We start from the raw sequence: 25,891 nt of genomic DNA on the forward strand, positions 1-25,891 counted from the left end.
AAAGCCATGCAATGTCCCCATTGTGGATATAACGGATCTAAGGTGATTGATAGTCGGCCAACTGATGATGGTCGGGTCATTCGACGTCGCCGAGAATGTGAACACTGTGGCTTTAGATTTACAACTTTTGAACGGGTTGAAGCAACGCCGTTATTGGTGATTAAGAAAAATGGCAACCGGGAAGAATTTAACCGGGAAAAAATTTTAAAGGGTGTCGTGAGATCGGCAGAAAAACGGCCGGTTTCAATGGATGCAATCACTGATTTGGTTGATCGGGTTGAAAATAAAGTCCGTTCATCAGGTGAAAACGAAGTAACAAGTCGTCAGATCGGCGAGTATGTTATGGAAGAATTGGTTAATCTGGACGAAATTGCTTATATCCGGTTTGCAAGTGTTTATCGGCAATTTAAAGATATGTCTGTTTTTTATAAAGAGTTAAAAGAAGTTATGGAAAAGGATAAGAAAAAGAATGCCGCTAAGGAGCATCCGGAGGAAAAATAATGTTAGATTCGGAAAATAAATTAACGCCGGACTCAAAATATATTATTCTGAATCCAAGTGCCAATCAAAATGTTAACCGAAGTGTGTTGACAAACTTGTATTTGCCAATCATCGGTCGCGGCGCGGTTGATTTGTATGATTTACTATGGTCACTAAGTATCAGTGATCATAACCAATTAAAGCTTCACAAGCACTTTGAGTTGCAGAGTATGTTGGATGTCGGGATTGATAAATTATTACAGTATCGACGCAAACTCGAAGCGGTTAATTTATTAACGACCTCGATTTCGCTGACTTCGGCGGATAGTTATGTTTATTCTTTGAAAAAACCTTCTTCGGCAACTGAATTCTTAAAGACGGATGTGTTATCCATTCTTTTATTGGGAAAAGTTGGCGAGGAAACGTACCGTCGAATTGTTGCAAGGTTGTTTATTCCGACGCCCAATGTTGGTAAGGTTAGAAATGTATCGGCTTCAATCCTGGACATTTTTCAAATCCCTAGAAAGTCATTTAAAAATATTCCAGGGCCAGTCAACACCGTAAAACGTACGATAACGGAAAATCGGGCTCAGATTGCTGCTCAAAATTTGATGCCTTCGAGTGATGAATTTGATTTTAATTTATTGTTGGATATTCTTCATAATTCTTATGTTGACTTAAATAGTGTCGAGAAAAACCGGTCCTTGATCTTGTCAGAATATGCGTTGTATGGAATGGATGAATTGAAAATGGGAGAATTGGTTGAGAAGGCAACTAATTTGAACACAAATAAACTCAATCCAAAGTCATTAAAGTTTATTATCAACCGTGAATATACCCAACCCGATATCAAGGGCCGGGCCATTCAGAATGTAACGGCTAAAAAGGAGTCGAAGCCCGATCCTCAAATAGCTGATTTGTTGAAGGATCCCGGTCTTCAGGCAGTCCTTCAAAGTGCTAAGGAGAATGCGCCGATTGCCTTTTTAAAAATGATTAAAGATCGACGTGGCGGCATAGTTTCCAGTAATGAAGCCTGGGCTGTCAGCAATCTTGTTTCCAAGGGGCTATTTTCCAAAGAAGTGATTAATACCTTAATTTATTATGTCTTGGTGGATTTGGGTAAAACAGCATTGAATCAAAATCTTTTTAATACAATTGCAGATCGGTGGGCTCAAAAAGGTGTTTCTGACGCCGAATCCGCTCTTTTAGAAATTAAGAAATATCAGGATGAAAGAGAACAAAAGTCGCAAAGTGTCCAGCAGTCGTCACCCAGAAAATACGGTAGTGGACCACGTCGACGGATGGTTGAAGAGTTACCGGATTGGGCCAAAAAGCAAAAACAGGAAGATGAACAGGCGGCCAAGGAAGCAGAAGAGGCAGCCAAGGAAACTAAGGCACCGGATGCTGCTGAGCGTAAGCGGGTTAATGAAGCACTTGCCAGGATTCGAAAGCGTAAACAGCAAGGGGGTGGCGCATAATGGAATCTGTTAGTAAATATATTCGACAATTTTTGAGAGAACGAACAATTAATGGTGAAGGTGCACGTAAAGGCTTTGAAGTCGCAAGCCAAAAAATAAAGGCTGATCCGGAAATTCGGAAATTTATTAATCAACATCAGTCTCAGCTGGCTGATGACGCTGCTGATCGATCAATTGCCAAATTAAGGGAATACGTCATGGTCCGGGATGCGGAAAAAAATAATCAAACTTCTTTTGTGCCAGGCTATACGCCTCAACTGATTGTCAGCGATCACTTAATTGATGTGACTTATAAGCCGTCTGAAGAATTATTGGCAAAACGAAAGGCTGTTAGAATGGCTCGGCGGGTGACGACACTGTCAATGCCAAAAGATATTCTCAATGCCTCACTTGATGATTTTGAACAAAGTGACGGTCGGTTTGCGGCCCTTACAATGGCCGTTAATTTTTCCGATCAATACCCGTCGCGAAAACAGTTTATGCCTGGCTGTTATTTATATGGCCCCTTTGGTGTCGGCAAAACTTACTTACTGGGTGCGGTCGCCAATGATTTGGCAAAAAGCGGTGTTTTAACAACACTTATTCATTTCCCGAGTTTTGAAAGTGAAATGAAAGCTTCCATCGGTGACAATAGTTACTTAAAGAAAATCGACTCAGTGAAAAAGTCCCAAGTTTTAATGTTGGATGATATTGGCGCCAACACATTGTCGACATGGGTGCGTGACGAAGTATTGGGCGTTATTTTGGAGTATCGAATGCAACAACAATTACCGATGTTTTTTAGTTCCAACATTTCGATGGAAAAACTGGCTGATAGTTGGCTGACGTTTACTAATCGTGGTGAAGGGGAACCACTAAAGGCACAAAGGTTAATGCAACGGATTCGGTTTCTTTCCCGTGAAGTTAAGTTAACCGGTAGTGATCGTCGTCCAAAAAAATAATCGTTATTTTTAATTGAGTGATTGACAACCACGAAAAGGCATTCTATACTTGAAAACAATGAATCAGGAAGACAAGATGATTATTTTTTGATCACAGGGAGAGTGGCACTTGACTGGAAGGCTGCTTGTTTCAAAGATGATCATTACCACTTCTTGAAAATCGGATTGCGGAAAATGCTATCCCGGATGGTTCCCGTTAGCAACCACTTGAGTGTTTTTTAAGGGTGGACTCTTGTCTACTTCTTTAAAATTCAAAAGGGTGGAACCGCGCTAAATAACGTCCCTGATGCATCAGTTAATAGACTGACGCATCAGGGACGTTTTTTGTGGTTTCAGAAAATAAAAAAGGAGCGAAAAGTTAATGTCAAAACTTTCATTTGAATTTCCAGATAGTAGTGTTAAAACTTTTGATGATGGCGTTACGGCTGAAGATATTGCTAAATCAATTTCAATTAGTTTAGGGAAAAAAGCAGTCGCCGGCAAAGTGGATGGTCAGTTTGTTAATAGTAACGAACCTTTACATAAAGGGGGCAAGGTTGAAATTGTCACTGGCGATACCAAAGATGGTTTGGCTGTTTTACGTGAAACAGCTGCTCAAGTTTTAAAAGCCGCAATTGCTGCCAGTTTTAAAGACGTGCGATTTGGTGAAAGTGCTGCGGATGACGATGGCTTCTTTGTAGATACTGATAAGCCGGAATCTCAAATCAGTGTTGATCAGCTGGATGGGTTAACCAAAACAATGCAAAAGCTCATCAGTCAAGATTTGCCGATTAAGGTGACATTTTTAAACCGTGAAGATGCTTTAAAACAAGTGCAAGGCGATCCTTATCAAACCGAATTGGTTAAGGAATCGGTTAAAAATGATCAAGTTAAATTCTTTGAAATTGGCGATTTTAAATCAGTTGCTGAAGGAGCTGTTCTTCCATCAACTGGTAAAGTCAAAATCTTCAAATTGCTTTCAGTAGCGGGTGCCTATTGGCAAGGCAAATCATCTAATCCGATGCTTCAAAGAATTTATGCAACGGCTTTTAACAAACAGTCGGAGTTAGACGAAGATCTCAAGAAACGCCAAGAAGCTCACGAACGGGATCATCGAGTAATTGGAAACCAATTGGATTTGTTCTTTGTTGATCCAAAGGTTGGTGCCGGATTGCCTTACTGGATGCCAAATGGCGCTACTATTCGGCGGACAATTGAACGTTACATTGTTGACAAAGAAGTAGATAATGGCTATGAACATGTTTACACACCGGTTTTGGCCAACCTTGATCTATATAAACAATCAGGACACTGGGATCACTATCGAGAGGATATGTTCCCACCAATGGATATGGGTGATGGTGAAGAACTTGAATTACGGCCAATGAATTGTCCAAGTCATATTCAAATTTATAATCACCATATTCGCTCATATCGTGAATTGCCATTGCGAATTGCTGAATTAGGGATGATGCATCGGTACGAAAAATCAGGTGCTTTGAGTGGTTTACAGCGGGTTCGTGAAATGACTTTAAATGATGGTCATACGTTTGTCGCACTTGATCAAATTCAAGAAGAATTCCAAAAGATCTTGAAGTTGATGGTAGAGGTTTACCATGACTTTGATATTAATGATTACACATTCCGTCTGAGTTACCGTGATCCGGAAAATACGGAAAAATATTTTGATGATGACAAAATGTGGAACCGTGCTCAAAGCATGTTAAAGGGTGCGATGGATGAACTTGGGTTGGACTACGTTGAAGCCGAAGGTGAAGCCGCATTCTATGGACCAAAATTAGATGTTCAGACTAAGACTGCTTTAGGCAATGAAGAAACTTTGTCGACGATTCAACTGGACTTTATGCTACCGGAACGCTTTGATCTACATTACATCGGTGAAGATGGCAAACAACATCGACCAGTGATGATTCACCGTGGATTAGTTTCAACGATGGAACGTTTTGTTGCTTATCTAACTGAAATTTACAAAGGCGCCTTTCCAACATGGTTGGCACCACACCAAGTTAAGATTATTCCGGTTTCTCAAGACAAACATGGTGACTATGCTAAACAGGTTAATGATCAGTTGCGCAAGTTGAAAATTCGTTCCTCAGTTGATAATCGAGCTGAAAAGATGGGCTATTTGATTCGAGATGCTCAGACTCACAAGATCCCTTATACGTTAGTGGTTGGTGACGATGAAGTAAATAGTCAGAGTGTGTCAGTCCGTCGTTATGGTGAAAAGAACACCCAGTCCGAGTCACTAGAAACTTTTGTCAATGAGATTCAAAAAGACATCGCATCATATTCGCGAAACGATTAATTGGATCAAGCTTGACAACTGGGTAGTGGTTAAGTTTGACACAAAGATTAATCGATGATATGATATTGAAGTTGACATGAAAGCAGAGGCAACCCGCTTCTCGCCTTAGTAAATAAATTTGCTGGGCATGATATCGAGTAAGAACCGTTGTTAAGTCGGTTCTATAATGATGGCGGGTGCGTTGTGTGCCCGCCATTTTTCTGCTTTTTAAAATATTTGGAGGTGAAGCACCATAGCTAGAGATATGATGGTGAATGAAGGAATCCGCGCCCGTGAGGTTCGGTTGATTGGTCCAAATGGTGATCAATTAGGAGTTAAATCAAAGTCCGAAGCGCTCAGATTAGCTGAGAATGCTGAGTTGGACTTAGTATTGGTTGCTCCGAAAGCAAAGCCACCGGTCGCTAAGATTCTTGATTATGGGAAGTACCGCTTTGAGCTTCAAAAGAAAGCGCGTGAGTCCCGTAAGAAGCAAAAAGTCATCAGTGTCAAAGAAGTTCGCTTAAGTCCAACGATTGATCTGAACGATTTCAACACTAAGTTAAAAAATGCTAAGAAGTTCTTAGCAAAGGGTGAAAAAGTTCGGGTTTCAATTCGCTTCAAGGGCCGTGCCATTACACATAAGGAAATTGGTCGAAACGTTCTTGAAAGAATGGCTAAGGAAACAGCTGAGGTTGCAACTGTTACCCAACGGCCAAAAATGGATGGTCGGAGTATGTTCTTAATGCTTTCGCCCAAGGAACCAGATCATAAATAAATAGTTAAATTTTGAGGAGGATTTTTTTCAATGCCTAAACAAAAAACTAACCGTGCTGCAGCAAAACGTTTCAAAAAAACTGCTAACGGTGGAATCAAGAGTGCCCATGCGTACACCAGTCACCGTTTTCACGGTAAGACGAAGAAACAACGTCGCCAACTTCGTGGTACACATATGATGGATCACACTAATCTTAAGACTTACAAGAAGTTACTTGCTAAGTAATTTTCGTAAGTTCATGCGACTAGATTAATTATACTGATAGTTATCATAGGAGGAAATCAAAATGCCACGAGTAAAAGGTGGAACAGTTACACATGCACGTCGTAAACGCGTATTAAAATTAGCAAAGGGTTATCGCGGCGGTAAATCACGCCTGTTTAAAACAGCCAAAGACCAAGTAATGAAGTCACAAGTTTATGCTTTTCGTGACCGTCGTGCCAACAAGGGTAATTTCCGGAAACTTTGGATTGCTCGAATCAACGCTGCAGCTCGATTAAACGATCTTAGTTACAGTAAGTTGATGCATGGACTTAAGCTTGCTAATATTGACATGAATCGTAAGATGCTTGCCGATTTGGCAGTTAATGATGCCGATGCCTTTAAAGCACTGACTGAAGAAGCCAAAAAAGCGCTTAAGTAATTTCGATATGCTAAATTAACTTTCACCGATGCGTTTGGTGGAAGTTTTTTTAAATCAAACCCATTAAAATAAAGGAGGAGCATATGTTGTCGAAATTTAGACCAACTTGGATGGTTGAGAGCATTTTTCGTGTCTCGCCCCAATTCTTGTTGGATAATAATATCAACTGTGTTCTAACCGATCTTGATAATACCTTGGTTCCTTGGAATTCTAAACGCGGATCAGAGGAACTGAGAGCTTGGCTTCACGAAACTAAAAAATATGGTATTGAAGTGATCGTTGTGTCTAACAATAGTCATCGACGGATTAAAGCAGCTGTTCAAGATTATGAATTACCATTTGTCCCGAGGGCAATGAAGCCGTTAACAATTGGAATTCGGCACGCGTTGAAGCAATTTAATTTGAATCGTAAAAAAACGGTCATGATTGGGGACCAACTGCTAACGGATGTCTTGGCTGCCAATAGTTGCCACGTGAAAAGTATTTTAGTGAAACCGTTAGTCAATAATGATGCTTGGAATACAAAGTTCAATCGATGGCTTGAAAAGATTATTTGGAATAAACTGATTAAGAAATATCCTAATTTACATTGGGAATAGGAGGAACGGATGTCAGAGAACGAAGTAATTGTTGATGGTGAAGTTGTTCACTGTATCGGATGTGGCGCTAAAGTTCAAACAAATGACAAGAATGCGTTGGGATATACTCCCCAATCTGCATTGGAAAAGGGTTTAAAAAGCGGTGAGGTCTATTGTCAGCGCTGTTTTCGCCTACGTCACTACAATGAAATTGCCCCAGTCAGCTTATCTGATGATGATTTTCTAAAGTTATTAACCAGTATTTCCGAAACGGATTCGTTGATTGTTTATGTTATTGATATTTTTGATGTCAATGGCAGTTTGATTCCAGGATTACACCGATTTGTAGGTCACAATCCAGTTTTACTTGTTGGTAACAAGATGGATGTATTGCCGGCTTCAATTAAGAAGACCAAGGTTCGCGATTGGTTGCGCCAGCGGGCTAACGCTGCCGGAATTCGACCGGTTGATGTTGAATTAATTTCAGCTAAAACCAATTTTGATGTTGATCGATTACTGGATCAAATCGAAAAATATCGTCATGGTAAAGATGTTTATGTTGTTGGTGTCACTAACGTAGGCAAATCGACTTTAATTAATTCGGTAATTCGTCGCTCAACTGGGATTAAGGAACTCATTACAACATCAAGATTTCCTGGAACCACGTTGGATCGGATTGATATTCCGTTGGATGATGGTCATTCAATCGTTGATACACCGGGAATTATTCAGCCCGAACAAATGGCGCATCACTTGGTTGGTAAAGAATTAAATTTGGTAACTCCTCAAAAAACCATCAAACCAAAAGTTTATCAGTTAAATCCTGAACAAACGCTTTTCTTTGGCGGAGTTGCTAGGTTTGACTATGAGACTGGTGATCGAAAGCACGGCTTCACGGTTTACGCGGAAAATAATTTATACATTCATCGAACTAAATTAATTAATGCGGATGCATTTTATGATAAACAACTGGGTCATTTACTGACACCGCCAAGTGATGAGTCAAGAGTTGCTGATTTTCCAGCATTGGAACGGCATGAATTTAAAACCACTCAAAAAAGTGATGTCGTCATTGAAGGCCTTGGTTGGGTAACGGTTCCAAGTGGGGTCGTTGTTTCCGGCTGGGCGCCAAAGGGTGTCTCAGTGTTAATTCGACCGGCAATGATTTAAAATTAAGAGGAATTATAAATGAAACTAACAGGAAAACAAAAGCGCTATTTACGAGCCAGCGCCAATCGCATGCGTCCTATTTTTGAAGTTGGTAAAAATGGGTTGTCAAAAGTTTGGTTGGAAGAGGTCATCAAGGCGCTTGATACACGTGAATTAATTAAAATTAATTTATTACAAAATACGACTCTGACAACATCAGATGTACAGGATTTTATTGAGAAAAACAGTGATGTGACCGTGGTCCAAAAATTAGGGAAGACGTTAGTTTTATTTAAACCATCGGCCAATGAATCACATCGTGAACTATCAAGCGAGGTATTTTCAATCTAAAAAATTGAGGGAATTGAATTATGGTTAACGTCAGTCAAACAGTCCAAGTTTTGCCGAAAACAAAAATAATCACTCAAAGCAATCGAAAGCGAATCGGCATTTTAGGTGGCACTTTTAATCCAATTCATAATGGCCATTTGATCATTGCTGAACAGGTTCGCGATCAGTTGGGATTGGATCGAGTTTACTTTATGCCAGATGCCAATCCACCCCACGTTGATCAGAAATTTGCGATTGATGCCAAGGATCGGGTAGCAATGATTAACTTGGCTATCACTGGAAATCCAGCCTTTGCAATTGAAATGACCGAAATTCTTCGGGGTGGTGTCAGCTACTCATATGAAACGATGGTGGAATTAACCCGGCGACATCCGGAAAACCAGTATTATTTCATTATTGGTGGCGACATGGTAAGTTACTTACCCAAGTGGCACCGAATTGACGACTTGGTTAAATTGGTTTCATTTGTCGGGGTTAAACGGGATGGCTACACGCCGGCTTCTAAGTACCCAATTATTTGGGTAGACGTTCCATACATTGACATTTCATCAACACTGATCAGGTCTAAAATTCGTCAACACCAATCGATTCGGTATCTTGTACCAGATGCTGTGTTGAAATATATAAAGGAGCATCAGTTATATGGAAAATAGTCAAATGACGTATCATGAGCAAATTGTGCCATATTCACGAGAAAAATTAGTTGAGAAGTTAAAAGCAGCGTTAACTGATAGTCGATTCCAGCATGTCCTAAGGGTTGAACAGACGGCCATTAAATTGGCTGAAAAAAACCAAGTTGATCCTGAACGAGCCAGCATCGCCGGTTTGGTTCACGACTATGCAAAGCAACGACCGGATCAGGATTTTATTTCAGCGATTAATCATTATCAGTTGCCGCCGATTTTACTGAATTATGGTAATGCGATTTGGCATGGTATGGTTGGCTGGCTATTTGTCAAAAATGAACTTCAAATTAATGATATTGAAGTTTTAAATGCTGTTAAATACCACACGGTTGGCCACCAGTATATGACACCACTGGAACAAATTGTTTATATGGCGGATTATATTGAACCCGGTCGTGATTTTTCGGGGGTGGATGAAGCCAGAAAAATCACATTTGATAATTTGCAGGAAGGCGTTGCTTATCAAACTAAGCAAACATTAAGTTACTTGATTGCTCATAATAAGCCGGTATTTCCGCAAACCATCAATACTTACAACAGTTGGGTGCCAAAGTTTGATTTGAATTAAGGAGAATTTTATGGATAGTAAAGAAGTTTCACAAATTGTTGTTCGAGCTGCTGATAGTAAACGAGCTCATGATATCGTTGTTTTGGATATGGAAAAAGTTAGTCTAATGGCTGATTATTTTGTGATTGCTGATGCTAATTCCAATCGACAGGTTAAAGCAATTGCGGAAGAAGTAGTGGATCAGGTAGAAGCAAACGATGTTCATGTCTACAGTGTCTCCGGCAAAGAGACAGCCAATTGGATTTTAATTGATTTAGGGGATGTGATCGTCCACGTCTTTCAAAAAGATACGCGAGATTTCTACAATTTGGAAAAGCTTTGGTCAGATGCACCATTGGTCAATATTGATTCATGGGTTGAGGTATGATTTATCAAGAATTTGCCAAGTTTTATGACGATCTGTTTGATGAAACGTTATATGATAAATGGTTTAATTACACGTCGAAGCGTGTTAAGCAAAGCGAGCGACTTTTAGATCTTGCGTGTGGTACGGGACGTTTAGCGGTTAAACTTGCGAAAGCCGGCTATCAAGTTAATGGTGCCGACTTATCTGAAGATATGTTGACAATGGCTGATCAGCGGGCGAGGCAAGCTGGTTTATCAATTCCTTTTTTTCAATTGGATATGCGAAATTTGGAAGAATTGCCAATGTATGGGGCAGTTACGTGTTTTGACGATTCACTCTGTTATTTAACGACCTGTTCTGATCTGAAGCAAACATTTTTCGAAGTTTACCAACATTTAGTTGAAGGTGGTCGATTTTTATTTGATGTCATCACACCTTATCAAACGGATCAGGTATATCCTGGATATATGTATAATTTCCAAGATAACGAGCGGGCGTTTATGTGGACAAGCTACGCTGCTGAAGATGTCTTACACGGCGTTGAACATGATTTGTCGTTCTTTCTTTATAATCCTAAAAAAGATGCCTATGATGTTTATCAAGAGTTGCATAAAGAACGGACATATCCGGTTGATGATTACCGAAAACTGTTGACTGAGATTGGTTTTTCAAAAATTCAAGTGACGACAAATTTTGGCACAGCGCCATTTAAAAATAAGGTTAAACGATGGTTATTTGATTGCAGAAAGGAAATTATCAGTGCTTAAAGCAGTTGGAATTATTTCTGAATATAATCCCTTTCACAATGGACATGCCTATCAACTAGCGCAGGCTAAAAAGAAAACCGGGGCCGATGTTACAATTGCCATTATGAGTGGCAATTGGCTTCAGCGTGGTGAGCCGGCAATCTATGATAAATGGTTACGGGCTAATGCAGCTTTAAAAAGTGGCGTTGACGTGGTGATCGAACTGCCGGTTTATTCGGCGGTTCAACCATCACATATTTTTTCGATGGGAGCTGTTAAACTCGCGGCAGCTATTAAATGTCAGTGGTTAGCTTTTGGTGCCGAGACACCGGGAATTGATTACCAATTATTGATCAAAAACCAGCCGCGAAAGGATCGTTCCTTTAAGCGATTTGATCGACCGTACGCGTCAATGTTTCAAGATTATCTGTATCAAAAAACCGGGATTCGATTAAACCAGCCTAATGATGTCTTAGCCTTTGGTTATGCCAACGCGAATGCAAAATTAGGATTCCCCTTAGAGCTGATCCCAATTAAACGAATTGGCAGTGATCATAATGCTTCCCAATTAACGTCTGGTGAAATTGCCAGTGCATCTGCTATTCGAAACGAACTTTACAGGGGACGGTTCGAGGCTGTTCAACGGGTTGTCCCGGAAGCAACTCAACAATTAATTTCATCTGGGACCAGGATTTCCTGGGGACAGTTTTGGCCACTCTTGCGATTTGAATTAATTGAAGCACCAATTAATCAGCTTCAAACGGTTTATCAAATGACGGAAGGCATTGAATACCGACTGAAACAAGCGGCCATTGAAGCTGAAACTTTTTCCAAATTCTTACATTTAGTGAAAACAAAGCGTTATACTTACACTAGGATCCAGCGATTATGTTGCTACGTCCTGTTACATGCGACTACCGCAAATATGTTAACGGATCCCAAGTATATACGCTTGTTAGGGTGTACCTCACAGGGTAGGCAATATTTGAATCAAGTTAAAGCCGACTTGCCTTTGCCAATGATTTCCAAAGTTAATCAAGATGTCGTTAAAGATTTTATTGAATTAGATTTCAAAGCCGGGATGTTAATCGAGATGATGACAGGTGCCCATCAGGATTTTTATAAGCACCCAATTATTCTCAAGTGATTTTAAAGTTGAATGAGGGCTTGAATTAGTTTGAAAAATTCGTTTAATCTTTAAATGAATCGACTTTACGATACTATCAAGCAAAACACCTTGACAAGCATTTTTGTTGCCGGTATAATGAATTTTGTTGCATTGGAGGAATTACATTGAAATGGTTTTTTAAGGATTTGCAAAAGTACTCCGATACAGATCCATTTACGTTCGATGAGACCCTTGATATTAAAAGTGAGTTATTAACTCGTTACGCTGATGAAGTAATTGATGCAACGACTTTTAAGATTAATGGGACAGCGTTCGCCGATCGCGGCGACGTGATTGTTGATACGCATATCGTTGGGAAATTGGTGGTACCTTCATCCAGGTCATTAACACCGGTTGATTTACCCCTTGATTTTACGGTTGAGGAGTATTACGTTCCATCCAAGGCAGCTGAATCAAGGTATGATAAAGATGATGTTGTCTTTATTCTTGGCGAAGAGGATGAGATTGATATCCGTTCAGCAGTCATTGATAACGTTATTTTGCATATTCCGATGCACATCCTGTCTCCTGAAGAAAAAGCTGGCAAGGTAGCAATGCCAAGCGGCAATGACTGGAAAGTCCTTTCAGTTGACGATTATGAGAATCAGAAGGCAGAATTAAAAACAGTTGATCCACGTCTGGCTAAGTTAAAAAACTTTTTTAATGATCAAAAATCTAATTAGTCAGACTTAAAAATTCACTAGTGGATAGTTTAATTACGAGGAGGGAAAGAATATGGCAACACCTGCACGTCGAACTTCAAAAGCTAGAAAGCGGATGCGTCGCGGTCACATTAAGTTGAAGACGCCTAACCTGAGCCTTGACCCACGAACCGGCGAATACACATTACCACACCATGTTTCATTGTCTGGTATGTATAAAGGTCGCAAGGTTATAAAGAACGGTAAGTAAAATAAAAAAAGCAGTTTAGAACGCCATGGATTCTAAATTGCTTTTTTTCTGTCTAAAAAATTTGAAAGTAATGATGATCACGTTAAACCTATGTGTAAATTTAACGGGTTATTCTCAGTGACTAGTCATTGAGTGGTCGAGCGGTTTATTTAGTAAAGTCGACAACCATCCGGCCAACAATTTTATTTTGCTTCATTTCATCGATAATGTCATTAACTTCATCCAGTCGCCTTGTTTTAACAATCGGTTTAACTTTTCCTTCTGCACCGAATTGGAATGTTTCCGCTAAGTCTTGGCGGGTCCCAACTAGTGAACCAGCGACCTGAATGCCGTCCAGAACGGTTTTATCGATGTTAAGGGCCATATCCCCTTTTGGTAGTGCGACAGCCACCAATCGACCGTCTGGCCGCAATGCATTCACTGAGGTTGTGAAGGCTTCAGTGGTCACAGCCGTGATTTGGGCATTATGGACACCGCCAACCTTTTTTTGGATTTGTTCGGCCACGTCCGGGTCATGTCGATTAATTGTGATATCAGCGCCATTTTCCTTAGCGGCATTTAATTTATCTTCGTTACCATCAACTGCCACTACGTGCGCGCCAAAAACGTTGTGAGCAAATTGAACTGCCAAGTTACCGAGACCACCAGCGCCAACAACTTCGACCCATTGACCAGGGCGGGTTTGACCAACTTTGAGGGCCTTATACATGGTCACACCGGCACAGGTTAAAGAAGTCGCTTGAACGGGATCTAGACCATCCGGAACTTTGACAGCATAATCTGCTGGTACAATCACTTGTTCAGCCATCGCACCATCTACCGAGAAGCCGGAGTTTTGAACATTTCGGCAAAGTGTTTCGCGACCAGTTGTACAATATTCACAGTGGCCACAACCACGATAGAACCAAGCAATAGATACACGATCACCAATTTTAAGATTGTCAACATCGTCGGCAACTTGAATTACTTTACCGACACCTTCATGACCAATAATTCGGCCGGGAACTTCACCAAAATCACCGGCGGCGACATGAAGATCTGTGTGACATAATCCACAATATTCAACTTTTACTAGGGCTTCACCCTGATGAATTGGTCGTAATTGAACGTCTTTAATGTCAACGTAACCGTCGACGGGATCTCTAACAACTGCTGCTTTCATTTAAAAGTCATCCTTTTTGTAATTTATTTTCAAACAAGTTCATTATAAGCAAGAAGGTGACCAGTTTCAAGTGAAAAAATGCACATGTGAGGATAAAAAGGAAATTTTTTTCAAAGTTTAAGATTCTTTCGAATTATTGAACTCATTCACTAATTTTCTCATAACTATGTTAAAATGAGAATTATGTTAAAATGTTTTGGAGCACAATAATAAATAAATTAGGATATTTTAGGAGAGCTGATTACTTATGAGTCGAATTTTGATAATTGAGGATGAAAAGAATTTGGCGCGTTTCGTCGAACTGGAATTAAAGCATGAGGGTTATGACACCCAGGTTGAGTTAAATGGCCGGACTGGTTTACAGGCGGCATTAGATGAAAATTTTGATGTGATTTTACTTGACCTGATGTTGCCGGAACTAAACGGGATGGAGGTTGCCCGCCGGCTTCGTGAAAAGAAGAATACGCCCATCATTATGATGACCGCCAGAGACTCTGTTATCGATCGGGTTTCCGGATTTGATCATGGTGCCGACGATTACATTGTGAAGCCTTTTGCAATTGAAGAGTTACTTGCCAGAATCCGGGCACTGTTACGGCGCATTCAAATTGAAAATGATCAACAAAAGAGTAGCAAAAAATCGGTGACATTTAAAGACCTTACTATCGAAAAGGAGAGTCGAATTGTTCGCCGAGGAGACGAAGTCATTAACTTAACCAAGCGTGAATATGAGTTGTTGTTAACATTAATGGAAAATGTGGATGTTGTTTTAGCACGAGATGTTTTATTAACCAAAGTTTGGGGATATGATTCAGAAGTTGAAACCAATGTGGTGGATGTTTACATCCGGTATCTTCGTAATAAAATTGACCGGCCGGGCGAAAACAGCTATATCCAAACTGTGAGAGGAACCGGGTATGTGATGAGGTCATGACCCAAACTGACCGTAAGTTCAAGGATCGTAAAATTTCATTAAAGTGGAAATGGGCTTTTTTTACGTCAATTGGTGTTTTAGCAATTGTGATTGCCTTTTCAGTACTGATTTTCAATCGGTTTACGAATGTTTTACTTGAACAAGAACGCGTTCATATTGGCACAACACTTTCGACGGTCTCATCCAGGTTGTCTGACTATACGTCACCACTGGCCAAGGGAGACGTTGAAAAATATTTACGACCGCCACTTGAGGACGATGATGCCTCGAATAGCGATAATAATATTTATTCTGATTCATTAATTGTCAATTTTTCTCGTGACAATATTCTTGTGAATGTTTACAACGTTAATGGCAAACGATTATTTGAATCAAAAAAGAACGTTGCTGAATTCACATCTTCATCAAAACGGAAAATTCAGACCGATAGACGAGAGGGCCACGCTGTTTTGGTAGGAACAGAACCGCTGCATTCGAAAAAGAACGGCTCGTTGATCGGTTATGCTGAAGTGGTTGATGAATTAACTAATTATCATAAGACGGCGCACAAATTGGCAGCCATTTTAGCCATTTTAGTCTTGATTTCTGTTTTAATTTCAATGATTCTTGCCTATTTACTGGTTGCTGAATTATTACGACCAATTAATCAAATTCAAGAAACCATTAATAAGGTTAAATCTGATCCTGATTCAGATGCTCGCGTGCCTGACTTAAAGTCCCATGACGAATTAGCTGACTTGGCTGACTTACTCAACAGTATGTTGGATCAAACTCGTCGTTACATTGACCAGCAACAACAATTTGTTGAAGATGTCTCGCACGAATTAAGAACGCCGGTTGCCGTTATTCAGGGTCACATTGACATGTTGTTACGCTGGGGAAAAGATGATCCGGAAGTACTTGAAGAATCTTTAAAAGCGTCACTTCAAGAGACTAAACGTATGAAAAGTTTGGTCTCGGAAATGTTGGACTTGTCTCGAGCTGAGCAGGTTGAATTAAACTATAGTGAAGAGATTACAAATGTGAATGAAGTCTTTGCCCAGGTTTATAATGATTTTAAAATGATTCACCCTGATTTTACCTTTACGTTTGATGATGATACTCACGAAAATGTGTATGTTCAAATTTATCGAAATCACTTAGAACAAGTATTGGTCATTTTATTGGACAATGCGATTAAGTATTCAGAAAAGAGAAAGGAAGTCCACATGTCCCTGTCGACTTCACTATCGATGGTGAACATTGCGATTCAAGACTTCGGTGAAGGAATTTCTCAAGAAGATATTAGTAAAGTGTTTAATCGTTTTTATCGAGTAGATAAAGCACGAAGTCGGGATAAGGGCGGTAATGGTTTGGGACTATCAATTGCCCACCGGTTAGTGGAAGCCTACCATGGAAACATTTCAATTGAAAGTTCTCTAGGCTATGGCTCCATTTTTCAAATTAACTTACCCATTTTGAAAAATATGCCGAAGGAAGATGAAAAAAATGAGACTGCCACTTCTTCGGATTCAAGTCAGGCAGCAATTCCTGATAAGCACGATGATCAACCAGATCCAAACCAAAAAGACCAACCACATTAGTTCAACTAGTGCTGATTAAGCGACGGCTACTTAACAATTAGCTTTAAAAACTGAATCATTTAAAAAGATCCGCTTTCTATAATCACGACGATTAATGAAAGCGGATCTTTTTATGAGATGAATTAGATAATTCCTAATTGTCAGGAAAAATGTGAGTAGTAAACTGATCAATTATTTTCGGTGATGACGTTGCTGCTTACCAGCGTTTCGTGGTCGCTTATTTTGTGCCTGGTGACCGTTGATCTTACGTTGATCGGGCTGTTGAGGTGTCTGATCGGTTGGTCGTTGATTGAACGTTTGCTGTTTACCGGCGTTTCGTTGACGATTTCGATGATGGACAGTTTCCTCCGGAGCAGCCGAGGTGGCCTTTTTAATTGATGATTGCGGCATTAAATCTTCAACGGTTACCGGTTTTTTACCTGCCATTTCTTGAGCAATCCGTTTACGAATGCCTGGTCGATATAAATTCATAATCAAAGTCTGAAGACAAGCAAATAATCCACCAATGAAGAAGTAAATCCCTAGACCAGCAGGTGCCGAAAGGGTAAACAGCAGGATCATAATCGGGCTCATTAACATCATTGCCCCCATCTGCTTTTTCTGAGCTTTTGGCGTCCCCAGCATCATCAGATAACCTTGAAGCAAGTAGGAAAGAAAAGACAACGCGGCTAACAGCCAACTTGATTGCCCTAAACGAATTCCCATAAAAACGGTATGGGATAGCTCAGGCGAATAACGAATAGCAGCATATAGTGCTGCAAAAATCGGCATTTGAATTAATAATGGCAGGCACCCAATGCCACCCGTCATTGAGATGTTATTTTGACGGTAAAGGGCCATCATTGCCTGGCTGACAGCAGCTTGTTCTTCTGAGGTTTTGGCCGCTTTTTGACGCTTTTGCAGTTCACGCATTTGTGGCCGAATCATTTGCATTCGTTCCTGCTGAATAGTGGAACTTTTCATTTGTCGAATCATCAAGGGCAGTAGAAACATTCTTACAATAACGGTCAGAGCAACAATTGCCCACCCATAGCTGCCAACAATTTGGGCGATGGCTTCCATGACTGATTGAGCAGGCCGGGCCAGATAATCATAAACCACACCATAGGGTTTGCCTGATTTGGTGGTCTGAACACAACCACTGAGTAATAACGCCAATCCGGAAAGAGTTCCGAATGTCGTGATGCGCTTTAATGTTTTCATCGATTAAGACCTTTCTTTATTTTTACATAGACAAATTAAATCTTACTCGATACGGACAAAGTTTTCAATTCAAATCTGGTTAAATTCGACAATCTTAAGGGAGTATCAAACTTTTTGACTAATTAGGCAGTTAAGTTTTTTATTAATATTTGACATTGAAGCCGACGAGAGGTGTTTTCGTTATATAATTAATGGTGACGAAATGGATTTTGGCATAAGGGGTTGGCGAAGCCTTAATTCGTTTGATAAATCGGTTCAGTGTCTCCATTGGACCCTGAGCAACTATTTTAACAGAACCATCCGATTGGTTTTGAACCCAACCGGAGACCCCAAGTCGATTGGCAGCTTGAATCGTTGCCCAACGAAAGCCAACCCCCTGAACAATTCCAAAAACATTCATTTCAACTGTTTTCATTTTTTTATTCAAAAATTTTCACCTCTTAAGTTAAACATTAAATTTATGATAAAAGGAAGAGTTAGATGCAATCAATTACTTCTAATCAAAATAAACGGGTTAAAGAATGGCGTAAAATGCAGTCTAAAAAAGGTCGATTAGCCTCAGGGCAATATTTAATTGAAGGTTGGCACATTGTGAATGAAGCTATTAAGCATGGTAAGCAGCTTAAAGCATTGATTGTTACCGACGCTACTTTTTTAACTCAATTATCGATTGATGAGGGTGAGGTTGATACCTACCTTATCACACCGGAAGTTGCCAAACATATTTCAACGACTGAAACACCTCAAGGCATTTTTGCTGTATTAGAAACCGCTGACTATCATGAGTCAATCCCAGAAAAACTAGGGGGCTCCTGGTTAATGTTAGATAATGTTCAGGATCCCGGAAATATTGGCACCATGGTTCGCACAGCTGATGCCGCTGGCATGAATGGGATCGTTTTTGGTGAAGGGACGGTTGATATTTACAATCCTAAAGTTGTGAGGTCAATGCAGGGCAGCCAATTCCACATTCGATTATACACCGGTAATTTAAATGACTGGTTGACAGCTTTTAAGAAGCATAATGTGCCAACTTATGGAACTGAATTAAATGAACGCGCCTTATCCTATGATGAGATAGCATCCACAAAACAATTTGCACTTATAATGGGGAATGAAGGCAACGGTGTCTCCAAGGAGTTGCTTGACAAAACGGATCAAAATTTGTATATTCCAATGAACGGCGAAGCCGAATCGCTTAATGTAGCCGTTGCGACGGGTATCTTGATTTTTCATTTTATTAAGTAAGCGTCGTTTTGGTTGATATTTTTCACAATATCTAGTATCATGGCTTGTAATAAAGGGCAAAGGGGTATAATATGCGTAAAGATGAATGGAAAAATGATTCTGAATATGTTCAAATTGTTGGTGATCTGATTAAGAATCCAATGGTTCGAAAGTTGGCCAACTATAAACAACATCATCATTCAACCAGATTGGAGCACTCTTTGGCCGTTTCGTTTGACAGTTACCGAATTGCAAAAAAGCGGAACTTGGATTATCGGGCAGTGGCTCGAGCAGGCCTGCTTCATGATTTGTTCTTTTATGACTGGCGAACTACCAAATTTGATTTGGGATCACATGCGTTTGTCCATCCAAGAGTAGCATTACGAAATGCCGAAAGAATTACAACGCTTTCACCAGTTGAAAAGGATATTATCTTAAAACACATGTGGGGCCTTACCCTTGCCCGTCCGAAATACGAAGAAAGTGTCATTGTGTCGTTGGTTGATGACTATGAAGCGGTTCGAGAATTTATGAATCCGGTTAGAACCAAGGTTAAAAATAAGCTTAATCGGATTGCAACTATTAAATAATAATGGTGATTAAAAATGAGATATCGGTTTTAGGAGGGGAAACTTATGAAAGAAAATGTTGCATTGCGTGAACCAATTGATTATTTTCTCTGTCCGAAATTTGAAAAAACATTTTCATTCCTGGGGAAGAAATGGAATGGTTTGATCATTGATGTTTTATTGCAAGAGGGTGCTTTGAGATTTAGAGAAGTTGCCAAGCAAATTCCGAAGTGCAGTGATCGGGTTTTAGTTGAGCGTTTGCGAGAATTAGAAGAAGACGGGGTCGTCATTCGTAAAGAGTACCCACATTCGTCATTGATTGAATATTCTTTGACTGAACAGGGGAAAGAATTGGCACCAATTATGCATGCCATTCACTCGTGGTCTGAAAAATGGTATCCAAGTACTGAAAAGTAACTTGACCATTTTTTTATTTTAGATTATGATTCATTAAGTAAATGCGTTGGAGAAAAAAGTAGTAGGCAGTTAATTCTTTCAGAGACTCTGTGGTGGGTGTGAACAGAGAAATTAGGTGTCCGAATTCATTTTTCGAGCAGAAAATGGGCGTTATGATAACAAAAATTTTCCGGTAATCACCGTTAAAGATTGTTGAGTGTGTCATTTTTTAATGACAAATTAGGGTGGTACCGCGAAGCTTCGTCCCTGGATGGGCGAGGCTTTTTTTGTGTGTTAAATTTGTCCAGATAATGTCGAATTAATTTTTAACGCAATCAAAAAATACTGGAGGGAAATCATGTCGTTACGCGATAAATTAACAGAGATTAAGCAGAACGGGTTGGCAGATATTGAAGCAACCGATGATTTAAAAAAGCTAAACGAGATTCGAGTTCACTTACTTGGGAAAAAAGGCCCGATTACCGCCACTTTGCGTGGCATAAAGGATTTACCGGTTGAAGAACGACCAGAAGTGGGGAGTTACGCTAATAAGGTCCGCGATGCCATTACGGAAGCAGTTGCCAGCCAGCGGCAAAGTCTTGAAGATGCGGCTCTGAACAAACAATTGGCTACCGAGACGATTGACGTGACATTACCTGGCAAGCCGGTTGCTCAAGGGCAACCTCACGTTATTCAACAAATTATGGATGAGTTCATTGATTTGTTTTTAGGAATGGGATACCAGGTCTTACAAGGTCCGGAAGTCGAATCTGATAAATACAATTTTGAAATGATGAACTTACCTAAGAATCATCCTGCTCGTGATATGCAGGATACTTTTTACTTAAGTCAGGAATTTTTAATGCGTTCACAGACCTCCCCGATGCAAGCGCGGGCACTTGAGAAGCACGATTTTTCAAAGGGACCTTTAAAAATGATTTCTCCTGGCATCGTCTATCGTCGTGATACAGATGATCCGACCCACTCCCATCAATTCCACCAAGTAGAAGGGTTAGTTGTGGATCGTCATGTGACCATGGCTGATCTAAAGGGAACCTTATTGACAATGGCCCAAGAAATATTCGGTGATAAGTTTGATATTCGTCTGCGGCCAAGTTATTTTCCATTTACAGAGCCGTCAGTTGAAGTTGATATTACCTGCTTTAACTGTGCTGGAAAAGGCTGCGATGTCTGCAAACACACTGGCTGGATTGAAGTCTTAGGTGCCGGCATGGTTCATCCAAATGTTCTAGAGATGGCTGGCGTTGATTCCAAGATTTATGGTGGTTTTGCATTTGGTGTTGGCCCTGATCGATTCGCGATGCTGAAATATGGTGTTGACGATATTCGAGACTTCTACCTTGATGATGTTCGATTCTTAGATCAATTTGATAAGAGGGGTAACTAAAATATGAAAGTATCGTATAATTGGCTAAAAAAATATTTGAATTTAACCATTCCAGCAGACGAATTAGCTGAAAAAATTGAACGAACGGCGGTTGAAGTTGATTCCGTTGAGCTTGCCGAAAAGGGCCTTAAAAAGCTGGTTATTGGTCATATCTTGTCAATGACAGCGCATCCTAATTCAGATCATCTACATATTTGTTCAGTCGATGTAGGTGAAGAGTCGCCACTACAAATCGTTTGTGGTGCGCCCAATGTAGCTGCTGGGCAAAAAGTCATTGTCGCGTTACCGGGTTCGAGAATTGGCGGCAATGTCAAAATTAAGCGATCCAAGATGCGGGGAGTCGAATCTGAAGGGATGATTTGTGCCTTGGATGAAATTGGGTTTGATAAAGATGTCATCCCCAAGGAATGGGCCGACGGAATTTACGTTTTTGATGATCAAGTTCCGGTTGGTGAACCCATTTACCATTATTTAGGAATGGACGATCCAATTATTGATTTGGATGTGACACCTAATCGTGGTGATATGTTGAGCATTTTGGGAACGGTTCACGAGTTGGCAGCAATTTACGATCAGCAACCAGAGATCAAAACGCCGGTTGTCAAGGAAGCGTCCGAATTAAATGCTAATGACGAGATCAAGGCAACAGCAAATTCTCAACTTGCTAAAACTTATAAGCTGAGAGTCATCAAAGGCGTTAAAATCGCGCCCAGTCCGGCTTGGCTTCAAATAACTCTTTGGAATGCCGGAGTTCGGCCAATTAACAATGTTGTCGATGTGACTAATTACATTCTCATGAAGTATGGCCAGCCGCTCCATTCATTTGATCAGGATAAGATCGATGGTGACATCCAAGTTCGGCTTGCCCACAAAGGTGAAAGGATCACAACTTTGGATGAAGAAGATCGCGAATTATCCACAGAAGATATTGTGATTGCTGACCCAAAACAGCCAATTGCAATTGCCGGGGTGATGGGTGGCTACAACAGCCAGATTGATGATCAAACGACCAATGTGATTTTAGAAGCTGCTATTTTTGATTCAATTCGAATTCGAAAAACGGCTCAGCGGCATGTATTGCACTCAGAGGCCTCTCAACGATTCGAACGGGGAATCAATCCAGACGGGGTTGAAGACGCGCTTAATGAGGCTACAAATTTGATACAGACACTAGCTGGCGGTAAGATCACTCAGGGAATTGTGACAGCTGCTGATTATCACCCGGAACTTCCCACCATTTTTATAACGGCAGAAAGAACTAATCACGTGCTGGGTACTGATTTATCTCTTGATGATATTAAAACGATTTTTGATCGATTGGGTTTTACCAGCACTTCAAAGAAAAATGGATTGGATGTGACGATTCCGGCCCGTCGTTGGGATATTCACATTGAAGCCGATCTATTTGAAGAAGTTGCCCGAATTTATGGATATGATCGACTACCGGCAACGTTGCCGAACGGCCGACAAACAATTGGTGCGTTGACATCGGCTCAAAAGATTCAGCGGGCAACTCGTCATTCATTGGAGGGACTGGGACTTACTCAGGCAATCTCCTATTCACTGACAACTGAAAATAAAGCCGGTTTGTTTATGATGCGGCAAAGCTACCCAACTAAATTATTATCACCAATGACGCAGGATCATTCAGTTCTTAGAATGAATTTATTAAGTGGGTTGCTGGACGATGTCGCTTATAATCACGCGCATAAAGTAAACGACGTTGCCCTCTATGAAACCGGCCGGGTTTTTTATAAGGATACGAAAGATCAGGTTCGACCAGAAGAAGTTGAACACGTTGCCGGTGTTGTTACCGGTAATTTAACCAGTTCTTCATGGAACAATCATGTCCATCCAGCTGATTTTTATGATTTAAAGGGGATGGTCAACCAATTGATTGAAAACTTGGGGATTAATGGTGATGTAACATACACTGCCACGGATCATTATCCAGAAATGCATCCCGGCAGAACGGCTGAAATTGCGATTCATGGCCATAATGTCGGTTTTATTGGTCAGGTTCATCCAAAAATTGCCAAACAGTTTAAGATTAAGGAAACCTATGCCTTTGAATTGAATCTACAAACCTTAATCGAGTTGCCAAAGAGTGACGATCAATATCAACCAATTTCTAAATACCCATCGGTTGAACGTGACATCTCGTTCTTAGTGGATCGTGATGTTACCAATGATCAGGTGGTTAACTTAATGAAAAAGCGGGGTGGCGCCTTTCTTCACAAGATTCGCTTGTTTGATATTTACGAAGGCAAGAATGTTCCTGAAGGTAAAAAGTCAATGGCCTATTCACTTCAGTACGTTGACCCTCGGGAGACCTTAAAGGATGAAGTTGTGACGGCGGCTTTTGAAAAGATTAAAAAACGGTTAACAGATGAATTAAATGCGGAAATTCGGTAGTTTCAAACTTATAATGGAAACTGAGAATGTAGGAGGAGCAACTAATGAGTAATAACTCAAATCAACGGGCCCCTAAGCCCAACCGCAGTTTAGGGCGAAAAATCATTATTTCCGTAATTGCGATTTTAATCGTCTTGGCGGTTTCCATTAGTTTCTTGGGATATCGATATTTTCAAGAAGCGTTGAAACCATTAAATCCACAGAATACTCGAGTCACCCAAGTGCATATTCCATTGGGTGCTTCGAATAAACAAATTGGCTCAATTTTGCAAAATAAAAAAATTGTTAAAAGCGGAATGGTTTTTGACTATTACGTTAAGTCCAATAATATGAATGATTTTCGAGCCGGCTACTATCAATTAAAACCGTCAATGAGTTTAAAAATGATTGCTAAACAGTTGCAAAAGGGTGGCAGTGATCAACCAATCCAAAGTACTAAAGGAAAGGTTCTGGTCCGTGAAGGTGCTAACATTGATCAAATCGCGGAACAAGTTGCTTTAACAACTGATTTTTCCAAGCAAAATTTCTTAAGTGTGATGAAAGATCAGCAATTTATGAAGCAACTCGAAAAAAGTTTTCCTCAATTGTTAACTTCAGCAATGCATGCTAAGCATGTTCGGTATCGACTTGAAGGGTATTTGTATCCGGCAACTTATGAAGTTAAGAAGAATACATCCTTGAAAAGTTTGGTCATTCAGATGGTTGCTAAGGCCAATCAGGTATTGGCACCACACTACCGTCAAATTAAAAAGACAAAAATGTCATTGCAGGAGTTTATGACTTTGGCTTCTTTGATTGAACGGGAAGGGGTTAATCAAACCGACCGGCGAAAAATGGCTGGGGTTTTGCTAAATCGAATTAAAATTGATATGCCGCTTCAATCCGATGTTGCAGTGCTTTATGCAATCCATCGAAACAGCAAACAATTAACCAATAAAGATTTGCAAAATAGCTCACCATATAATCTGTACAAATATGCCGGCTTTGGCCCAGGACCTTTTGATAGTCCAAGTATCAGCTCAATTCAGGCAATCCTTCATCCACTTGATCGCTCGAAAAACTATTTGTATTTTGTTGCGAATACCAAAACTAAAAAAGTTTATTATTCGAAAACTTATGAAGAACATCAGTTGCAGATTGCCAAGCATGCCTCAAACAACTAACAGGGCGTATGTGGAAGGAATTTAATATATGACAGCATTAAAAAAGCGACCGGTTGTAATTGGCGTTACTGGTGGATCGGGAAGCGGTAAGACAACGGTCAGCCGAAAAATCTTTTCAGAACTGTCAAATTATTCAATTATGATTTTGCAGCAAGATTCCTACTACAAAGATCAATCGGAAATGACCATGGCTCAACGTAAAAGGGTGAATTATGATCACCCAATGGCTTTTGATTATGATTTACTGGTGACTCAACTAAAGCAACTTTTGAATTATCAAGCAATTGAAAAGCCGGTCTATGACTACAGTCAATTCACTCGTAGTAGTCGGACAATTCATCAGGAACCGCGTGAAGTGATCATTCTTGATGGCATTTTAATACTTGACGATGAGCGATTACGTGATTTAATGGATATTAAAGTCTTCGTGGATACGGATGATGATATTCGGTTGATTCGGCGAATCGAAAGGGATACCCATGAGCGTGGTCGTTCATTGGAGAGCATTATCAAACAGTATTTAACAACTGTTAAACCGATGTATCATCAGTTTGTGGAACCTACCAAGCGGTACGCAGACATTATCGTACCGGAAGGCGGAGAGAATCAAGTTGCAATTGATCTGTTGACGACTAAGATGCGTTCAATTTTAAAAAGTCGTGGTAATCGACAGATTAAAGAAAATTTTGATTCGACAATTTAAATTTTTTAATAAAGGGGAATTTT

Annotated in this window: 29 protein-coding genes and 2 other annotated features; of the genes, 26 read left to right on the forward strand and 3 right to left on the reverse strand. The window is 40.2% G+C overall.

All coding sequences use genetic code 11. The features are described 5' to 3' along the window. The first annotated feature begins 6 nt into the window (after positions 1-6). The 17 genes from nrdR to rpmF all read left to right on the forward strand — a co-directional run bounded on the left by nrdR (position 7) and on the right by rpmF (position 13,105). On the forward strand, positions 7-501 hold the full coding sequence (gene nrdR / locus ED605_RS08555; protein ID WP_121978493.1) for a transcriptional regulator NrdR: 495 nt from the start codon (positions 7-9) through the stop codon (positions 499-501). Then, complete coding sequence (locus ED605_RS08560) at positions 501-1,958, forward strand: DnaD domain protein (protein ID WP_121978494.1); 1,458 nt, start codon at positions 501-503, stop codon at positions 1,956-1,958. The genes nrdR and ED605_RS08560 overlap by 1 nt, the downstream gene beginning before the upstream one ends. Next, positions 1,958-2,899: a primosomal protein DnaI gene (gene dnaI / locus ED605_RS08565; protein ID WP_121978495.1), complete on the forward strand. Its 942-nt coding sequence runs from the start codon at positions 1,958-1,960 to the stop codon at positions 2,897-2,899. The genes ED605_RS08560 and dnaI overlap by 1 nt, the downstream gene beginning before the upstream one ends. A gap of 361 nt (positions 2,900-3,260) precedes the next feature. Further along, positions 3,261-5,204: a threonine--tRNA ligase gene (gene thrS, locus ED605_RS08570; protein ID WP_121978496.1), complete on the forward strand. Its 1,944-nt coding sequence runs from the start codon at positions 3,261-3,263 to the stop codon at positions 5,202-5,204. A gap of 74 nt (positions 5,205-5,278) precedes the next feature. After that, positions 5,279-5,411: a sequence feature (ribosomal protein L20 leader region), on the forward strand. Between the two features lie 37 nt (positions 5,412-5,448). Next, positions 5,449-5,958: a translation initiation factor IF-3 gene (gene infC, locus ED605_RS08575; RefSeq protein ID WP_121978497.1), complete on the forward strand. Its 510-nt coding sequence runs from the start codon at positions 5,449-5,451 to the stop codon at positions 5,956-5,958. Positions 5,959-5,988: 30 nt separating this feature from the next. Beyond that, positions 5,989-6,183 (forward strand): 50S ribosomal protein L35, encoded by a 195-nt coding sequence (gene rpmI / locus ED605_RS08580; protein ID WP_003554358.1) that lies wholly within the window; start codon positions 5,989-5,991, stop codon positions 6,181-6,183. Positions 6,184-6,244: 61 nt separating this feature from the next. Continuing rightward, positions 6,245-6,601 carry a 50S ribosomal protein L20 gene (rplT, locus tag ED605_RS08585; RefSeq protein ID WP_121978498.1) on the forward strand — a complete coding sequence of 119 codons (357 nt, stop codon included), beginning with the start codon at positions 6,245-6,247 and terminating at the stop codon, positions 6,599-6,601. An 83-nt stretch (positions 6,602-6,684) separates the two neighbouring features. After that, positions 6,685-7,200: a YqeG family HAD IIIA-type phosphatase gene (locus ED605_RS08590; RefSeq protein WP_121978499.1), complete on the forward strand. Its 516-nt coding sequence runs from the start codon at positions 6,685-6,687 to the stop codon at positions 7,198-7,200. Positions 7,201-7,209: 9 nt separating this feature from the next. Further along, complete coding sequence (gene yqeH, locus ED605_RS08595; RefSeq protein WP_121978500.1) at positions 7,210-8,349, forward strand: ribosome biogenesis GTPase YqeH; 1,140 nt, start codon at positions 7,210-7,212, stop codon at positions 8,347-8,349. A gap of 18 nt (positions 8,350-8,367) precedes the next feature. Further along, a complete protein-coding gene (gene yhbY, locus ED605_RS08600) occupies positions 8,368-8,679 on the forward strand; it encodes a ribosome assembly RNA-binding protein YhbY (protein ID WP_121978501.1) in 312 nt (103 codons plus the stop codon). Between the two features lie 20 nt (positions 8,680-8,699). Continuing rightward, a complete protein-coding gene (locus ED605_RS08605; protein WP_121978502.1) occupies positions 8,700-9,332 on the forward strand; it encodes a nicotinate-nucleotide adenylyltransferase in 633 nt (210 codons plus the stop codon). Continuing rightward, a complete protein-coding gene (gene yqeK, locus ED605_RS08610) occupies positions 9,322-9,933 on the forward strand; it encodes a bis(5'-nucleosyl)-tetraphosphatase (symmetrical) YqeK (RefSeq protein WP_121978503.1) in 612 nt (203 codons plus the stop codon). Before ED605_RS08605 ends, yqeK begins: the two co-directional genes overlap by 11 nt. Before the next feature lie 10 nt (positions 9,934-9,943). After that, the gene (rsfS, locus tag ED605_RS08615; protein WP_121978504.1) at positions 9,944-10,300 is read left to right on the forward strand and encodes a ribosome silencing factor; all 357 of its coding nucleotides are present in this window, start codon (positions 9,944-9,946) and stop codon (positions 10,298-10,300) included. Next, the gene (locus tag ED605_RS08620) at positions 10,297-11,046 is read left to right on the forward strand and encodes a class I SAM-dependent DNA methyltransferase (protein ID WP_121978505.1); all 750 of its coding nucleotides are present in this window, start codon (positions 10,297-10,299) and stop codon (positions 11,044-11,046) included. The genes rsfS and ED605_RS08620 overlap by 4 nt, the downstream gene beginning before the upstream one ends. Further along, complete coding sequence (locus tag ED605_RS08625; RefSeq protein WP_121978506.1) at positions 11,039-12,172, forward strand: nucleotidyltransferase; 1,134 nt, start codon at positions 11,039-11,041, stop codon at positions 12,170-12,172. Before ED605_RS08620 ends, ED605_RS08625 begins: the two co-directional genes overlap by 8 nt. A 146-nt stretch (positions 12,173-12,318) precedes the next feature. Beyond that, on the forward strand, positions 12,319-12,876 hold the full coding sequence (locus ED605_RS08630) for a DUF177 domain-containing protein (protein ID WP_121978507.1): 558 nt from the start codon (positions 12,319-12,321) through the stop codon (positions 12,874-12,876). A gap of 52 nt (positions 12,877-12,928) precedes the next feature. Continuing rightward, positions 12,929-13,105, forward strand: a complete 177-nt coding sequence (gene rpmF / locus ED605_RS08635) for a 50S ribosomal protein L32 (protein ID WP_121978508.1) — start codon at positions 12,929-12,931, stop codon at positions 13,103-13,105. 145 nt (positions 13,106-13,250) lie between these two features. Here rpmF and adhP read toward each other — a convergent pair whose 3' ends face one another. Beyond that, a complete protein-coding gene (adhP, locus tag ED605_RS08640; RefSeq protein ID WP_121978509.1) occupies positions 13,251-14,267 on the reverse strand; it encodes an alcohol dehydrogenase AdhP in 1,017 nt (338 codons plus the stop codon). Between the two features lie 247 nt (positions 14,268-14,514). Between adhP and ED605_RS08645 the strand changes: the two genes are divergently transcribed. Beyond that, positions 14,515-15,201 (forward strand): response regulator transcription factor, encoded by a 687-nt coding sequence (locus ED605_RS08645; RefSeq protein ID WP_003554332.1) that lies wholly within the window; start codon positions 14,515-14,517, stop codon positions 15,199-15,201. Then, positions 15,198-16,784, forward strand: coding sequence for a HAMP domain-containing sensor histidine kinase (locus ED605_RS08650; RefSeq protein ID WP_121978510.1), 1,587 nt, complete (start codon positions 15,198-15,200; stop codon positions 16,782-16,784). Before ED605_RS08645 ends, ED605_RS08650 begins: the two co-directional genes overlap by 4 nt. A 171-nt stretch (positions 16,785-16,955) precedes the next feature. Here ED605_RS08650 and yidC read toward each other — a convergent pair whose 3' ends face one another. Continuing rightward, entirely contained in the window at positions 16,956-17,987 is a 1,032-nt protein-coding gene (yidC, locus tag ED605_RS08655) for a membrane protein insertase YidC (RefSeq protein WP_121978511.1), read from the reverse strand. Between the two features lie 142 nt (positions 17,988-18,129). Beyond that, positions 18,130-18,414: an acylphosphatase gene (locus ED605_RS08660; RefSeq protein ID WP_121978512.1), complete on the reverse strand. Its 285-nt coding sequence runs from the start codon at positions 18,412-18,414 to the stop codon at positions 18,130-18,132. Positions 18,415-18,467: 53 nt separating this feature from the next. Here ED605_RS08660 and ED605_RS08665 point away from each other — a divergent pair, with 53 nt between their 5' ends. The 7 genes from ED605_RS08665 to udk all read left to right on the forward strand — a co-directional run bounded on the left by ED605_RS08665 (position 18,468) and on the right by udk (position 25,868). Further along, complete coding sequence (locus tag ED605_RS08665) at positions 18,468-19,235, forward strand: TrmH family RNA methyltransferase (RefSeq protein ID WP_121978513.1); 768 nt, start codon at positions 18,468-18,470, stop codon at positions 19,233-19,235. Positions 19,236-19,306: 71 nt separating this feature from the next. Then, complete coding sequence (locus tag ED605_RS08670; RefSeq protein ID WP_121978514.1) at positions 19,307-19,804, forward strand: HD domain-containing protein; 498 nt, start codon at positions 19,307-19,309, stop codon at positions 19,802-19,804. A gap of 45 nt (positions 19,805-19,849) precedes the next feature. After that, the gene (locus ED605_RS08675) at positions 19,850-20,200 is read left to right on the forward strand and encodes a winged helix-turn-helix transcriptional regulator (RefSeq protein WP_121978515.1); all 351 of its coding nucleotides are present in this window, start codon (positions 19,850-19,852) and stop codon (positions 20,198-20,200) included. A 37-nt stretch (positions 20,201-20,237) separates the two neighbouring features. Beyond that, positions 20,238-20,451: a binding site (T-box leader), on the forward strand. Between the two features lie 86 nt (positions 20,452-20,537). Continuing rightward, the gene (gene pheS / locus ED605_RS08680; RefSeq protein ID WP_121978516.1) at positions 20,538-21,587 is read left to right on the forward strand and encodes a phenylalanine--tRNA ligase subunit alpha; all 1,050 of its coding nucleotides are present in this window, start codon (positions 20,538-20,540) and stop codon (positions 21,585-21,587) included. A gap of 3 nt (positions 21,588-21,590) precedes the next feature. Next, positions 21,591-24,002, forward strand: coding sequence for a phenylalanine--tRNA ligase subunit beta (gene pheT, locus ED605_RS08685; protein ID WP_121978517.1), 2,412 nt, complete (start codon positions 21,591-21,593; stop codon positions 24,000-24,002). A 44-nt stretch (positions 24,003-24,046) separates the two neighbouring features. Continuing rightward, positions 24,047-25,165 (forward strand): endolytic transglycosylase MltG, encoded by a 1,119-nt coding sequence (mltG, locus tag ED605_RS08690; RefSeq protein WP_121978518.1) that lies wholly within the window; start codon positions 24,047-24,049, stop codon positions 25,163-25,165. 28 nt (positions 25,166-25,193) lie between these two features. Next, a complete protein-coding gene (gene udk, locus ED605_RS08695; RefSeq protein ID WP_121978519.1) occupies positions 25,194-25,868 on the forward strand; it encodes a uridine kinase in 675 nt (224 codons plus the stop codon). Positions 25,869-25,891: the final 23 nt, after the last annotated feature.

Origin of the sequence: Lentilactobacillus raoultii (genome assembly GCF_900411375.1) — a bacterium.
GTDB lineage: Bacteria > Bacillota > Bacilli > Lactobacillales > Lactobacillaceae > Lentilactobacillus > Lentilactobacillus raoultii.